This window comes from Streptomyces sp. NBC_00353 (assembly GCF_036108815.1).
In the GTDB taxonomy this organism is placed as follows: Bacteria; Actinomycetota; Actinomycetes; order Streptomycetales; family Streptomycetaceae; genus Streptomyces.
Window position 1 is genome coordinate 329,264 of sequence record NZ_CP107985.1, and the last position, 12,901, is coordinate 342,164.

The 12,901-nt window shown below is 69.5% G+C and carries 12 protein-coding genes and 2 pseudogenes; 7 read left to right on the forward strand and 7 right to left on the reverse strand.

Translation table 11 applies throughout. The annotated features are described in order from the left end of the window. Positions 1 to 106: 106 nt before the first annotated feature. Positions 107 to 1,372, forward strand: a complete 1,266-nt coding sequence (locus OHA88_RS01495; protein ID WP_328623861.1) for an MFS transporter — start codon at positions 107 to 109, stop codon at positions 1,370 to 1,372. Positions 1,373 to 1,463: 91 nt separating this feature from the next. On the opposite strand, the gene OHA88_RS01500 is transcribed toward OHA88_RS01495, so the two are convergent. Then, positions 1,464 to 2,351 (reverse strand): LysR family transcriptional regulator, encoded by an 888-nt coding sequence (locus OHA88_RS01500; protein ID WP_328623862.1) that lies wholly within the window; start codon positions 2,349 to 2,351, stop codon positions 1,464 to 1,466. Between the two features lie 258 nt (positions 2,352 to 2,609). On the opposite strand from OHA88_RS01500, the gene OHA88_RS01505 reads away from it, so the two are divergent. Continuing rightward, positions 2,610 to 3,230: a hypothetical protein gene (locus OHA88_RS01505; protein WP_328623863.1), complete on the forward strand. Its 621-nt coding sequence runs from the start codon at positions 2,610 to 2,612 to the stop codon at positions 3,228 to 3,230. Between the two features lie 94 nt (positions 3,231 to 3,324). On the opposite strand, the pseudogene OHA88_RS01510 reads toward OHA88_RS01505, so the two are convergent. After that, a pseudogene (locus OHA88_RS01510) lies at positions 3,325 to 3,441 on the reverse strand (IS5/IS1182 family transposase); the annotation flags it as partial. A 193-nt stretch (positions 3,442 to 3,634) separates the two neighbouring features. Between OHA88_RS01510 and OHA88_RS01515 the strand changes: the two are divergent. Both OHA88_RS01515 and OHA88_RS01520 read left to right on the forward strand, forming a co-directional pair. After that, complete coding sequence (locus tag OHA88_RS01515) at positions 3,635 to 4,402, forward strand: SDR family NAD(P)-dependent oxidoreductase (RefSeq protein ID WP_328623864.1); 768 nt, start codon at positions 3,635 to 3,637, stop codon at positions 4,400 to 4,402. Between the two features lie 177 nt (positions 4,403 to 4,579). Beyond that, a complete protein-coding gene (locus OHA88_RS01520; RefSeq protein WP_328623865.1) occupies positions 4,580 to 5,503 on the forward strand; it encodes an RNA polymerase sigma-70 factor in 924 nt (307 codons plus the stop codon). A 307-nt stretch (positions 5,504 to 5,810) separates the two neighbouring features. Here OHA88_RS01520 and OHA88_RS01525 read toward each other — a convergent pair whose 3' ends face one another. Beyond that, entirely contained in the window at positions 5,811 to 6,290 is a 480-nt protein-coding gene (locus OHA88_RS01525) for a lamin tail domain-containing protein (RefSeq protein WP_267007481.1), read from the reverse strand. Between the two features lie 842 nt (positions 6,291 to 7,132). Here OHA88_RS01525 and OHA88_RS01530 point away from each other — a divergent pair. Continuing rightward, complete coding sequence (locus OHA88_RS01530; RefSeq protein ID WP_328623866.1) at positions 7,133 to 8,761, forward strand: transposase; 1,629 nt, start codon at positions 7,133 to 7,135, stop codon at positions 8,759 to 8,761. On the opposite strand, the gene OHA88_RS01535 is transcribed toward OHA88_RS01530, so the two are convergent. Next, entirely contained in the window at positions 8,745 to 9,398 is a 654-nt protein-coding gene (locus OHA88_RS01535) for an SDR family NAD(P)-dependent oxidoreductase (RefSeq protein ID WP_328623867.1), read from the reverse strand. The genes OHA88_RS01530 and OHA88_RS01535 overlap by 17 nt on opposite strands. Positions 9,399 to 9,494: 96 nt before the next feature. On the opposite strand from OHA88_RS01535, the gene OHA88_RS01540 reads away from it, so the two are divergent. Beyond that, positions 9,495 to 10,133, forward strand: a complete 639-nt coding sequence (locus OHA88_RS01540) for a TetR/AcrR family transcriptional regulator (RefSeq protein WP_328623868.1) — start codon at positions 9,495 to 9,497, stop codon at positions 10,131 to 10,133. 128 nt (positions 10,134 to 10,261) lie between these two features. Further along, a pseudogene (locus OHA88_RS44400) lies at positions 10,262 to 10,444 on the forward strand (IS630 family transposase); the annotation flags it as partial. A gap of 3 nt (positions 10,445 to 10,447) precedes the next feature. On the opposite strand, the gene OHA88_RS01545 reads toward OHA88_RS44400, so the two are convergent. The 3 genes from OHA88_RS01545 to OHA88_RS01555 form a co-directional block, all read right to left on the reverse strand. Then, the gene (locus OHA88_RS01545) at positions 10,448 to 11,032 is read right to left on the reverse strand and encodes a hypothetical protein (protein WP_326624073.1); all 585 of its coding nucleotides are present in this window, start codon (positions 11,030 to 11,032) and stop codon (positions 10,448 to 10,450) included. Between the two features lie 186 nt (positions 11,033 to 11,218). Further along, positions 11,219 to 12,157 (reverse strand): L,D-transpeptidase, encoded by a 939-nt coding sequence (locus tag OHA88_RS01550; RefSeq protein WP_267008254.1) that lies wholly within the window; start codon positions 12,155 to 12,157, stop codon positions 11,219 to 11,221. 279 nt (positions 12,158 to 12,436) lie between these two features. Then, on the reverse strand, positions 12,437 to 12,886 hold the full coding sequence (locus OHA88_RS01555) for a spore-associated protein (protein WP_328623869.1): 450 nt from the start codon (positions 12,884 to 12,886) through the stop codon (positions 12,437 to 12,439). Positions 12,887 to 12,901: the final 15 nt, after the last annotated feature.

A 12,901-nucleotide genomic window follows, 5' to 3' on the forward strand; every position in this document is an offset into this window, starting at 1 on the left:
CGGAACCGTGCCGACGCTGGACGAGGCAGCCGAGCGGCCAAGAGCCGCGCGGCCACCGTCCAGCCCACCGGGACCGCCCCGCCGGTTCCCGTCACGAGAGGGTGTCGTGTCCGCTTCCCCCGCTCCCCAGTCCCCGCAGCGGCCCGCGTCCGCCAAGTCCGCCGAGTCCGCCCACAGCGTGCCGGGATGGCTGGTCGGGCTGCTCGCCGTGGGCTCGGGCATGACCGTGGCCAACCTGTACTACGCCCAGCCGCTGCTGTCCTCGCTCAGCCAGGTCTTCCACCTCGACACGGCCACGGCCGGCTTGCTGATCACCGTGACCCAGATCGGCTTCGTGGTCGGCATGCTCTTCCTCGTGCCGCTCGGCGACCGGCTGGAGAAGCGCCGGCTGGTCACCGTGCTGCTCGCCGTCGCCACCGTCGCGCTCGCGGTGGCCGGTTTCGCGACCAACTTCCCGATGCTGTTCGCCGCGTCGCTGGTCAGCGGCGCCACATCGGTGGTCGCCCAGATCCTCGTCCCGTACGCCGCGAGCCTCGCGCCCGACCACGCCCGCGGCCGCATCGTCGGCCGCGTCATGAGCGGCCTGCTCGCCGGCATCCTGCTCTCCCGCACCGTCAGCAGTCTGGTCTCCGACGTCGCGGGCTGGCGCTACGTGTACTTCGGTTCCGCGGTCCTGATGGCGCTCCTCGCCCTGGCGCTGCACGTGGCACTGCCGAAACAAGCCCCCACCACGTCGCTCGCCTACGGCCAGGTGCTGCGCTCCACGTTCCAGCTGGTGCGCACCCACCCCGCGCTGCTGCGCCGGGGGCTGTACCAGGCGGCGATGTACGCCGCGTTCAGCGCTTTCTGGACCACCGTCTCCTTCGTGCTCACCGGGCCGCGGTTCCACTACTCGCCGATCGGTGTCGGAGTGTTCGCGCTCGTCGGCGCCGCCGGTGCCGCGGTGGCACCGCTGGCCGGCCGCTGGGCGGACCGCGAGCTCGCACGTCCCATGACGGGCATCGCCTTCGTCGTGGCGGCGCTGGCCTTCGCCGTGGCGGGATTCGGGCAGCGCCAGATCATCCTGATCGCACTCGCCGGGATTCTGATCGACGTGGCCGTGCAGACCACCCTCATCCTCGGCCAGCACACCATCTACCGGCTCGACGCCGGCGCCCGTTCACGGCTCAACAGCGTCTTCATGGCCGTCTTCTTCGCAGGCGGCGCACTCGGCTCCCAACTCGGGTCGCTGGCCTACCACGCCGCCGGCTGGACAGGGGTGAGTGTCCTCGGTGCCGCTCTGCCGCTGATCGCCCTCGCCTACTGGGTGACCGAGCGCCGCTCCGGCCGAAAGGGTACCGAGGCCATGACCGCGGCGGCCTCGATCCGGTAACGCCCCTCACCAGCCCGCCCGCCACGCCCCGGGGCGTGGTGGGCGGTTGCTCGCAGGGCCGAGGCACGTGCGCGGGCCGCCCGCGCCGCGCTCATCCCACCGTCTCCGCCGCCGTGCGGGGGGTGATGTGCCGCAGCAGCGCCTCGACCGCGGGGGACATGTCTCCGCGACGGCGGACCACCATGACCTTCCAGGCGGGGGCGTGCTGCACGAACCGGCGGACGGCGAGATCCGGGAAACGGGCCGCGATCGACGCCGGCATGATGCACACCCCGAGGTCGTGCCGGACCAACTCGGAAGCCGCCACGATGTCGTTCACCTCGAACACCGTGGACCGCTCCACGGCGGCGGCCCTGAAGGCCCGGTCCACCGAGTAGCGAATGGCCCAGCCGGGCAAGAAGTCCACGAAGGGCATGCGGGAGATCCCGTCGAGGGTCACCAGGTCGTCCTCGGCGAAGGCGCGCGCGGGCGACGACACCAGCAGCATCTCCTCGCGCGACAGCAGACGGGTCACCAGTCCCCGTTGCTGTTGCCGGTCGAGCGCCACCACGGCGAGATCCACCGTGCCCTCGCTCAGCGCCTGCCGGACGTTGGCCACCGGTGCCTGCTGCAGACGCACGCTCACCCCGGGGTGCTCCGCGCGCAGCCCCGCCAGGGCACGGTGCAGGCCGGCCCAGACGCCCTGCATGATGGCTACCGTCACGCGTCCGCGCACCTCACCCCGTACGGCGTCGACCACCGCTCGCGCCTCCTCGGCCGCGCGGAGCGCCGCACGAGCGGCGGGCACGAACGCCTCCCCCGCCGGGGTCAGCGACACGCGGTGCGTGGTCCGCTCGAACAAGGCACTGCCCAGTTCCCTCTCCAGCGCCCGCACCGTACCGGACACCGCGGACTGCACCACGTGCAGCCGCTGCGCCGCCGCCGTGAACCCGCCCTCCTCGGCGACCGCGACGACCACTTCCATCTGCCGCAGATCCATGCGAACCGCCGCCGACCTTTCCCGTCATCCGACCCAGGTGATCATCTCCACCGGCGATGACCCGCCCTGTCCAGCATCGCATCCGGTGGCAGCTTGCGCCGGAGGGAACCACGGCCCTGGGCGGGCTCGTGTCCTGATACGGGTGGAAGGGAAACCGGACGAGGTCGCGGGGGAATCATGCAGATCATCGAGGTGACCGGGTATGCCGTCCGATCTGCTGTGATCACCATGAGGCGGACAGGGACGCCACTTGAATTCGTGATCTTCCCGATGCTGCATGTGGCGTCGCCGACGTTCTACTCCCAGGTCCGCATCAGGCTCAGGGAATGTGACCTCATAGTCATCGAGGGAATCCGAGGGAAGTCGGTCGGAGTGAGTGCCCTCACGCTTGCTTACCGGTTCGCCCCACGCCGGCGGCGCAACGGCCTGCAGGAGCAGCGCGAAGCGCTGCTGCTTCCCGAGGCCGTGCAGGTCATCAACCCGGATGTGACCGCGGCGGAGGCGATCGCGGACCTGAAGACACTGCCACGGTGGACGTACTTGCTGCTCATGGTCGCGGCTCCCGTGATGGGCCTGGTGTTCGCGCTGCGCGGTCCGCGCGCCTTCCTCGACGAAGACCTGGTGGTCGAGGATCTGCCGTCGACACTGCGGGCGGAGATGATGGCCGACGATCCTGTGGGGCACGCGATGACCGGTCGGCGCGACCAGCGGTTGCTCGACGCGCTCGGCGAGATCCACGCGGAGCGCGGCGACGAGCCGATCCGGGTGGCCATCGTCTACGGAGCCGGCCACGTCCCGGCGATCGTGTCGGGGCTGAGGAATCGTTACGGGTACCGGCCACGTGAAGCGGAGTGGCTTACCGTCCTTGTCCCGGCGTAGACCGCCGGGCGAAACCGGTTCTGCGCGGCCCGGCAGACAGCGGCGGCGTTACGGCTGGTCCGATCACGTGATGCCGAGGGCGGTCAGCCACCAGCCGGTCCGGATGCCACTTGTGCCCGGGATGCCGGGTCCGACGCTCGACCTCGGGCAGCAGCGGCCAGATCACCGCCCACAGCTCGTCATCGACTTCCCACGGCTTCGGCCGAGCCACCCAGCACCCCCGGATCATCAGTCCCGGAGTGATCCGAACGAAGGCGAGCAGACCGTCCTGCCTGACGCCGGCCAGACCATCTCGACCGAGAACATCGTTTTCTGTCCACATGTCAGAGATGGCCGGGCTGTCTCGTCTCAGGTTGCGAAGACAGGTTCTGAGAAGAACCCACCTCGACAACAAGGAGCTGGTCATGAGCGAGGAGACCACACACCGGAAGGTCGCGCTGGTTACCGGGGCGAACAAGGGGATCGGCCGTGGGGTTGCCGAGCAACTCGCCGTGCTGGACATGACGGTCCTGATCGGCGCCAGAGACCCGCGGCGCGGCGAGGAGGCAGCGGCGGCGCTGCGCGCGGCAGGCGGCGACGCGCACGCGGTCACCTTGGACGTCACCGACCAGGCCACCGTCCGCGAGGCCGCGAAGCAGGTTGAGGAGCGCTTCGGCCACCTGGACGTGCTGATCAACAACGCCGGCATCACCGGCTCCGGACAGGTCTCGCCCGAAGACGCCCACGATCAGGTCCCCAGCACCGTCGGCCTGAACATGGTCCGGGCGGTGTTCGAGACCAACGTCTTCGGGGTGATCGCGGTGACCAACGCCATGCTGCCGCTGCTGCGGCGGTCACCGGCGCCGCGCGTCGTGAACGTCAGCAGTCACGCCGCGTCGCTGGCCCTCACCAGTGATCCGGACGGCCCCTTTGCCGCACTGCTGCCGTCTGCGGCGTACTCGCCGTCCAAGAGCGCGCTGACCGCGCTGACCGTGCAGTACGCCAATGAACTGCGCAAGGACGGCTTTCTCGTCAACGCAGCCGCCCCCGGCTACGTCGACACGGACAGCAACAACCACACCGGCTTCCTCACGGTCGCGCAGGGCGCCGCAGTCGTGGTGCGCCTGGCCACCCTCGGCGCAGACGGACCGACCGCCGGGTTCTTCAGCGAGGACGGCTCGGTGCCCTGGTGACGGTGGCCCTGAACAGCGGCGCGTTTCACGGGCCACGGCGCCTTCGCGGATCACCACGTGGCCGGCCCCTCTGCCGGCGAATCAACAGGCAGTGGTAGTTGATGACCGAGTGGCGCGGCTCCTCCCACGGGAAGCCGCGCCACCCTCGTGGCGGCCAAGTTCCAAGGAGGAGCCGGCGTGACGAAGACCGAAGAGTTCCAGGAGCTGCGGCCGCTGCTGTTCTCGATCGCCTACCGGATCCTGGGCAGTGTGAGCGAGGCCGAGGACGCGGTCCAGGAGACCTGGCTGCGCTACCAGGCCACCTCCGCCCAGCCCGGGTCGGCCAAGGCGTTCCTGTCGACCGTGGTCACCCGGATCTCGATCGACGTGCTGCGCTCGGCCCGCGTCCGGCGGGAGGAGTACGTCGGGCCGTGGTTCCCCGAACCGCTGCTGACCGACCCGTACGAGGATCCGGCGCGGTCGGCGGAGCTGGCGGACTCACTGTCGATCGCGGCCCTGCTCCTGCTGGAGCGGCTCACTCCGCTCGAACGCGCGGTCTTCGTGCTGCGGGAGGTGTTCGCCTTCGGCTTCCCGGAGATCGCATCGGCCGTGGGACGGTCGGAGGCCGCGTGCCACCAGCTCGCGGTACGGGCGCGCCGTCACATGGAAGCGGGCCGACCCCGGTTCGAAGCCGACCGGAAAGAGCGCGAGGAGCTCGCCGAACGGTTCTTCGACGCCTTCCGGGAAGGGGATGTCGACGGGCTGGCCGAGCTGCTGGCCGCCGACGTTCAGATGATCGGTGACAGTGGCGGCAAGGCCCCGCAATTCAAGCCCGTCATCCTCGGTGCCGAGCACGTGGTCCGGGTGCTCGCGGCGTTCGTCCCGCTGGTCATCAGGGGGGCCGGCATCGTGGAGCCGCAGCAGGTGAACGGCCAGCCGGGTGCGATCCTCCGCGACCGGGACGGCCAGGTTCTCAGCACCTGGGCGCTCGACGTACTCGACGGGCGGATCCAGATGATCCGCACGGTGAACAACCCGGACAAGCTCGGGCACGTCGGCCCCGTAGCAGATGCCTGGGCGGCCCTCCGCGAGGCGAACCAGGCACACCGGCCCACGGATTGACCGAACAGCCGACTGCACTCCAGGGCTGGGCTGCCGTTTGGCTCAGGCCCGCACCGGCGGGTCGGCGTGAACCACATCGTCCGCTCACTGCCCCGGAGATGTCCTGGCTCAAGGAGCGCACAGGCTCACCGGCCACGGCGCCGGGGACGAGGGGGCGGCCGCGTCCGGTGCAGGCGCCGGCACCGGTGTGCACATGCATCGTCGGCACGAGGCCACCCAAGCGGGGGGCCGCCCTGACGTACGGCGTGCCACCGCCCTGTGCGGGTGGTGGCACGCCGGATCAGATGCAATCAGTGGCAGGGTCGGGTCAGCGGCGGTAGCCCCAGGAGTGGGTGTCCACGGTGCGGCCGTGGTCGTCGCGCAGGGTGGCCTTGTCGGCGTAGTTGCTCCAGATGTAGTCCCGGCTGTCCTGGTAGACGTCCCGGCGGGTGTCATCGCCGCGCCCGGTGTGGACACGGACCGTGGCCCGGCCCGCCAGGCGCAGGTCGTCGAAGCGGTACAGGTTGCCCTCACGGTCCCAGAGCGTCCACCCGTCCAGATCGACCGCGCGGCGGCCGGTGTTGGTGACCTCCACCCACTCCCTGTTCAGGGACTGGTTCGACCAGTCGTCGCGACCGGGGCTGTCGTACTGGATGTCGCCGAGGACGACGTTGGAGTACGACTGGTGGCGGCCGTACCCGTGGCCGTGGTTGCTGTCGGCGGAAGCCGGCATCGCCACCACGGCGACAACGGAACCGGCCGCCAGAGCGGTAGCGGCAATGCGGCGGACGGTACGGGAAGCAGACATTGACGTCCTCTCAAGTAAAGGCGCCCAGGACCTGGTCAAGGGCCATGCCGCGCGGTGCGGGCCCCGGCCCTTCAGGCCGAGAACCCACAGCCTGCGGCACCTCCCCCACCGCCGACAGCAACACCGGTCCGCGTTACTGAATGCGGATATTTCCGTAACTATCGACTGCGTGAATCACACACCGCGCCCGGACGTGACCCTGACACCGACTGCCGGATGCACGCACCCGCCCCACAGCCGGGAGCAAGCCATTTCCAGCTCGCCCGCACGCCTTGCCGCACCACCTTGTGAGCCACCCATCCAGCAGCACGCCCATCGGTAACAGCCACAACACTGCGCAATCCAGACACACATCGCACGACCGGACACCTGATCGACGCGGCCCGGTTTGCCGGGGTCCCGGCCAGGCGCGCGGCCAGCTCACGGCCGACGGGCGGTCAGGGGGGCGGCAATCGCGAGCGGGAACAGCGCGGGCTCTGGGGCCGGACGTGGGCGTGTGAGGTCACCGGCGAAGCGGCCCGCAGCCCTGCCGCGGCACGGTCCGGCTGCGGGATCGCCCCAGGTTCATCGGGTCTGGTCGGTCGGCCGGATCAGGATCTCGTTGACGGCGACATGTTCGGGCTGGGTGACTGCGTAGACGACTGCGGCGGCGATGTCCTCGGGCTGGAGGGTTGCGAGCTGCTGTCGGTTTGGTGTGCGGAAGTGAGTTGTAGCGCCCGGGAGTGAGTCCGGTGGTGGGCCGGCAGGGATCGGAATGGGAGTTCTGGAGTCGAATGGGTGACCTTGGTGGTGGTTTCTCGTTGTGCTGAGTGGCAGGTGCGCAGGTTCTTGGGGGTGTTGTGGTGGGTGGTGTGCGGGAGTTGGCGGCGTCGTTCGTGGTGCCGGGTCCTTCAGGAGTGGCGGTGCGGGACCGCCTGAAGCACCTCACACCCCAGGACGAGAGGGTCCTGCGAGCCGTCGGTGAACACCAGGGCGCGCTCGCCTCCCATGACCTCAAGGCCCGCTGCGCGGACGGTCTGGATCACAGTGCTGATACGTGGGCATCGCGTAAGCGGGAGCTGACGAGGGAGTCGTCGTCGCGGATCGCGGGTGCGATCACGAAGGCCACGCACGATCAGTGGGCGCTCGCCCGTCGCTGTCAGGCCGCGCGCATCCGCACCCTCGATGCCGGGATCAGAACGCTGCGGCACCGGCTGTCCCTCCCCATCGGACAGAAGGGCACCAAGCGGGCAGCCGGTGGCTACCGGTCCAAGGGAGAGTGGTTCCAGAAGTCGCGTCGCCTCAACGCCCTTCAGTCGCGGCACACGGCGGTGGTCGCGGACTGGCGTACGGGACGGGTCCGTGTGGTGCGGGGCGGTAAACGCCTGCTCAACACCCGCCACCATCTCTCCGCGGCGGGGCTCACCGAGAAGCAGTGGCGGGAGCGGTGGGAGGCGGAACGCTGGTTTCTTGCGGCGGACGGTGAGTCGGGGAAGCGGTTCGGGAACGAAACGATCCGCGTCACTCCGGACGGCCAGGTGTCCATCAAGCTACCCGCCCCCCTCACGCACCTGGCCAACACCCCGCACGGCCGCTACACCCTCACCACCACCGTGGCGTTCGCGCACCGGGGTATGGAATGGGCCGACCGCATCGCCGCGAACCGGGCTGTTGCCTACCGCGTCCACCTCGACGTGGACCGTGGGCGCTGGTATCTGACCGCGTCCTGGCAACGCCCCCTCGTGCAGACCATCGGGTGGGAGACCGCCCGGGCCCACGGCATGATCGGCGTCGACACCAATGCCGACCACTTCGCCGCTTACCGCCTCGACCCGCACGGCAACCCGGTCGGGGCACCGCACCGCTTCGCCTACGACCTGTCCGGCACCACCACCCACCGCGACGCACAGATCCGCCACGCCCTCACCCGCCTCATCAACTGGGCCAAGCAGACCGGCGTCACCGCGATCGGCATCGAAGACCTCGACTTCCAAGCCGAGAAGACGAGGGAGAAACACGGCCGCCGCAAAAAGTTCCGGCAGCTGATCTCCGGCATCCCGACCGGCAAACTCAAGGCCCGGCTCGTCTCCATGGCCGCCGAACAAGGCCTCGCGATCGTCGCGGTCGACCCCGGCTACACGTCGATGTGGGGTGGACAGCACTGGCAGAAACCGCTGACCACCCCGCACCGCAGAATGTCCCGTCACGATGCCGCCGGTATCGCGATCGGACGACGCGCCCTCGGACACCCGATCCGGCGTCGGACGACACCGCCCCCACACGACCGGAGTGATCGTGTCGGGCATCGGACCGCCCAGGCCGGACCAGATGCACGAGGGCGTGAGGGAACCCGCCCACCCACCACGGACCACGCCCCCGGAGACGTGCAGCCGAACGGGACGCGAAAGCGGGAACCCAGTGCATCCAACACCGTTCGGGATGCACCCAGAACACATAGGTGGGTCCAGGACTCACTTATGCACACTGGCTAGGAACGGTTCGCATCGACTCGGCCATGCTCTTGGCCGCGGCCTGGATGGCCGGGTCCGTGATGTGGCTGGTGAGCTCGGTCGCGACGAATCCAGGCTCGATGACGACGACGCGCACGCCCTGCGCGGTGACCTCCTGCCGCAGCGCCTCGGAGAAGGCGTTGATGCCGAACTTCGTAGCCGCGTACACGCTGCTCGTGGCTGATGCCGCCCGTCCCGATGTCGAGGAGACCTGCACCACCGAGCCCTTGGTCTCAAGCAGGTGAGGCAGAGCCGCGTGGACCATGTACATCGATCCGAGCAGGTTGGTCTCGACCATACGAGTCCACTCGGTGGTGTCCGCGCCGAGGACCGGGCTGCTGAGCATGACGCCCGCGTTGTTCACGAGGACGTCGAGGGCTCCGAAGTGCTCAACGGTTGCCGCGACCGCATCATTCACCGACTGGCGGTCGGTGACGTCCAGTTCGAGAAGGAGGATCTCGCCAAAGGCGTCCTCCGCCAGGGTCTTCAGCCGATCGGTCCGCCGAGCTCCGACTGCAACCCGGGCTCCCGACTTCGACAAGGCGAGTGCGGTGGCCCGGCCGATGCCCGAGGACGCGCCGGTAACGAGGACGACTTTTCCTTCCAGGGTGGTGCTCACGTTTTCCCTCCCGGGGAGTCAGTGGTTCGAAGCCCGGGCCGCCAGGGGTGCTGGGCAGCCGGCGCCAGGCGAAGTGCACAGCAGAAGGAGGCACCGATGACTGCAGCGACAACCACTCCCGGCCAGCGGGCGGACATGGTGCGCAATCGACGCCTCCTGCTCGACGCCGCGGCCGCAGCCTTCGCCGAACACGGCCTGGAAGCGTCGATGGGCGAGATCGCCCAGCGCGCAGGCCTCGCCAAAGGCACCGTGTTCCGACACTTCCCCACCAAGGAAGACCTGTTGGCAGCGATCATGCTCCGGCTGCTGGACCGGCTCGCCGGCTCGGCAGGCCGCGCCCTCGAAGCCGACGACGCGGCCGCGGCACTGAGGGAGTTCATGACCAACGGCGTCGAGGCGCTGGCCGCCGACCGCGCCTTCTGCGAAGTGATCGGGCGCCCGTCACTGCAGCACTCCGAGGTGCGGGATGCGATCGCAGAACTCTGCGTCGCCGTCGAGGCACTCACCGCTCGCGCACGCGAACAAGGCGCCATCCGCAGCGACATCACCGGAACGGACATCGTGCTGCTGCTCGGCGGCATCCACCAGACAGCAGCGCCCCTGCTCGCTACGCAGCCGCAAGCCTGGCGCCGCTACCTCGAACTGACCCTCGACGGGCTGCGCACCTCCACCCCGAGCGCACTGCCACACCGGCCGCCCCTGCGTCCGGAACTCACCGACTCTGCACTCACCTGACCTACGAGGCCACGGAGCCCTGTCTCCAGGCCCTCACGCCCAACGCCCCCAACAGTGGTGGGCGAACTGACCGACCCCGTCGTCACCCCGGCCCGCCCAGGACCTGTTGCGAAAGTCGGTCTCGGCCGTATCGCGTCAACGCCGCGCTGCGCGAGCTGTTCGCGGGCCGCAGCCGGCTGACCGGTCTTCCGTTCCCCTCGTACACGCCCGACCTCAACCCGGCCGAGGGCGTGTGGGCACACCTGAAGGACAGTCCGGGCAACCTGGCCCCGTGCAGCATCGGCGAACTGGCCGCACCGGCCCGCACCCGAACCTCAGCAGCCGACGGGGCCGGGCCGGGCCCGGGCCCGATCGCGGGACCACGTAGCCGCCCCCACCAGCACCGCCGCCCCCAGCCCGTACAGGGGCAGCCACAGAGTTGTCGTGGCCGCCAGGCACTCGGCAACGGCCTTGCGGGCCTGGACCTCCTGCGTGAACGCCAGCGCAGCACCGTCACTGCCGGCCAGGTTCCCCAGCGCGGCCTTCACCTGGAGGGCCTCGTACCTGCCCATCAGCTCGCACTCGCTGCGCGTGCCCGGCATCGGGAACAGCCAGGCCCGGCGCTGCAGCATGGGTGCAAGTGCGATTGCCACGCACAGGCCGACGACCAGGGCGTACGCGACCAGGCCGCGCATGTACGCCGAGCCGATGCCCGGCGTCCACTCCGCCCGTCGCTGGAAGGCGAGCATCACTGCAAGGAGCGTCACCCCGATGAACGTGGCGAACCACTGCCACGAGCCCTGAGCGAGCGCGAACGTCAGCACCGCGGCGAGTCCGATGCCGATGACCCCGGGAGCGGGAATGTCGCCTGCTGCGAGAGATGCCGGCCTCGGGGTCACTCGGGGGCTGGGATCACTCACGGGCCTCTCCTGCAGGGGGAGGCATCAGCATCCGCCGCGGGGCGCCGCGGCCCTGGGCACCATGCCGTACGGGTCCGGCGCCTCGCCCGGATGGCCCGCATCCTGGTCGGCCGCGGGGCCACCGGCCGGGGGCGCGCCTGGGCCGTCTCCGGGGCTCTTGCGGACCGGCGCCGCCACCGCAGCGTGTCACAGCGTCGCGGTCGTCCCCTCCCCGGAGGCGCTGCCCGCGAGCCACTGGTCCCATCCCAGGTTGAAGGCGGCGTAGCCGTTGTCGGCCGGCGCCTTGGCACGGGGCGAGCCGGTGATGGTGACGGGATCGCCCTGCTTCACCTGGCCGTAGAACCACTTGGCGTCCGACAGGGACAGGTGGACGCAGCCGTGCGAGCCGCGGGCGCTGCCGCTGCCCGGATTCGGGTCGCCGGTCGAGTAGTGCACGTATGTGCCGGACTGGGTGAGGTGGACGTCCCAGGGCAGCGTCAGGTCGTAGTAGTTGGGGTTGCCCTTGTCGCAGCTGATACCGACGCTGCAGGAGGTCATGTGGACCTTCTCCTGCTTGTCGATGACGGCCATCGTGCCGTTCCACGTCGGATACTGGGCGCTGCCCGCATTGATCGACAGGGTACGCACCACGTTGCCGTTCCGGGTCACCTTCATGGTGTGGCCGGTCACCGAGACATCCGCGCGCACATCGTCACCGATCTTGAAGGTGTGCGTGTAGCTGTGCACGCCGTAGCGCCCGTTGCCGTTGCTGACGCCCTTCATGTCGGCGTCGATCTTCACCGTCGTACCGGAGGGCCAGTACTCCTTCGGCCGCCAGTCGGCGCGCTTGTCGCCGAACCAGTGCCAGGCGCCGGGCACCGGCTGCGAGGCGCTCACCTTCATGTGCTTCTCCACCGTGGCCCGCGCCTTGGCCGCGACCGGGTTCGTGAAGATCACCGAGATCGGCATGGCCACACCCACAGTGGTTCCCGTCTGTGGCGTGATCGTCTCCAGCAGCATCGGCGGACCCGCGGGTTTTGTCGGTGACGGCGAGACACTCGCGCTCGGCTTGCGCGACGCCTTTGCGTCGTCCCCGCTCGCCTTGTGACTGCCGCCCCCGCCGCAGGCACTCGCGCCCACCAGCATCACACCCGTGACGAGTGCGATCCCTATGCCGCCCTTGTGCCGTCTCACGACGTGCCCCGCTCTCTCGTTCCACAGCCCTGACGGGCCCGACTCCCTGTCAGACGGCAACGGCGTGGACCGCAGTTGCGTGCGTCGCGTAAAGCGTGTCTCAAGACTCGCTGCGCACCGATCCCGCCCCGCCTGCGGCTCATGGATACCTTCCCGTCGACCGTCAGCAGTATGGCGGTCGGATTCCGGGTAGCGGCGGCGCGGGACCTCGTGGCCGGGTGATGAACCGGATCAGCGGATCTCGGTGACCCGGTATTCCTTGAGCGCTGCACAGTTGGAGTTTTCCACCGACACGTACACGTTGGCGATGTTGCCGCCCCAACTCACGCAGTGGGCCTTGCCGTAGACGTAGGCCGGCCCCGCGTACGACTTGTAGTACCCGGAGTCCCCGGCCCACTCGTCGGTGTCGGGTACGTAGATGTACGTGGACATGGCCTTGGCCGTGCCCGGGTTGGCGCGGATGGTCGCGACGCAGTTCTTGCCGTTCGAGGCGTTGTACGTCAGATAGACGGTGCCCAGCGAGCCGACAGGCACTGAGTTCACGGTCTTGTAGGCACTGCCGCAGACGCCCTGCGGTGTGACGTTGGGTGCGGCAGAGGCGGTCGTGCCGAACACGGCCGTGGCACCCACCACCAGTGTGGTTAACGCCCCAACAGCCGCGATATTACGCACGCTTCCCATATTTCCCCCTTGCGT

Bases quoted from the DNA above. Each gene is read 5' to 3' on its own strand.
- OHA88_RS01515 (WP_328623864.1), top strand. From the start codon at position 3,635: ATGAGCGAGGAGACCACACACCGGAAGGTCGCGCTGGTTACCGGGGCG.
- OHA88_RS01540 (WP_328623868.1), top strand. From the start codon at position 9,495: ATGACTGCAGCGACAACCACTCCCGGCCAGCGGGCGGACATGGTGCGC.
- OHA88_RS01550 (WP_267008254.1), bottom strand. From the start codon at position 12,157: ATGCTGGTGGGCGCGAGTGCCTGCGGCGGGGGCGGCAGTCACAAGGCG.
- OHA88_RS01555 (WP_328623869.1), bottom strand. From the start codon at position 12,886: ATGGGAAGCGTGCGTAATATCGCGGCTGTTGGGGCGTTAACCACACTG.
- OHA88_RS01500 (WP_328623862.1), bottom strand. From the start codon at position 2,351: ATGGATCTGCGGCAGATGGAAGTGGTCGTCGCGGTCGCCGAGGAGGGC.
- OHA88_RS01525 (WP_267007481.1), bottom strand. From the start codon at position 6,290: ATGTCTGCTTCCCGTACCGTCCGCCGCATTGCCGCTACCGCTCTGGCG.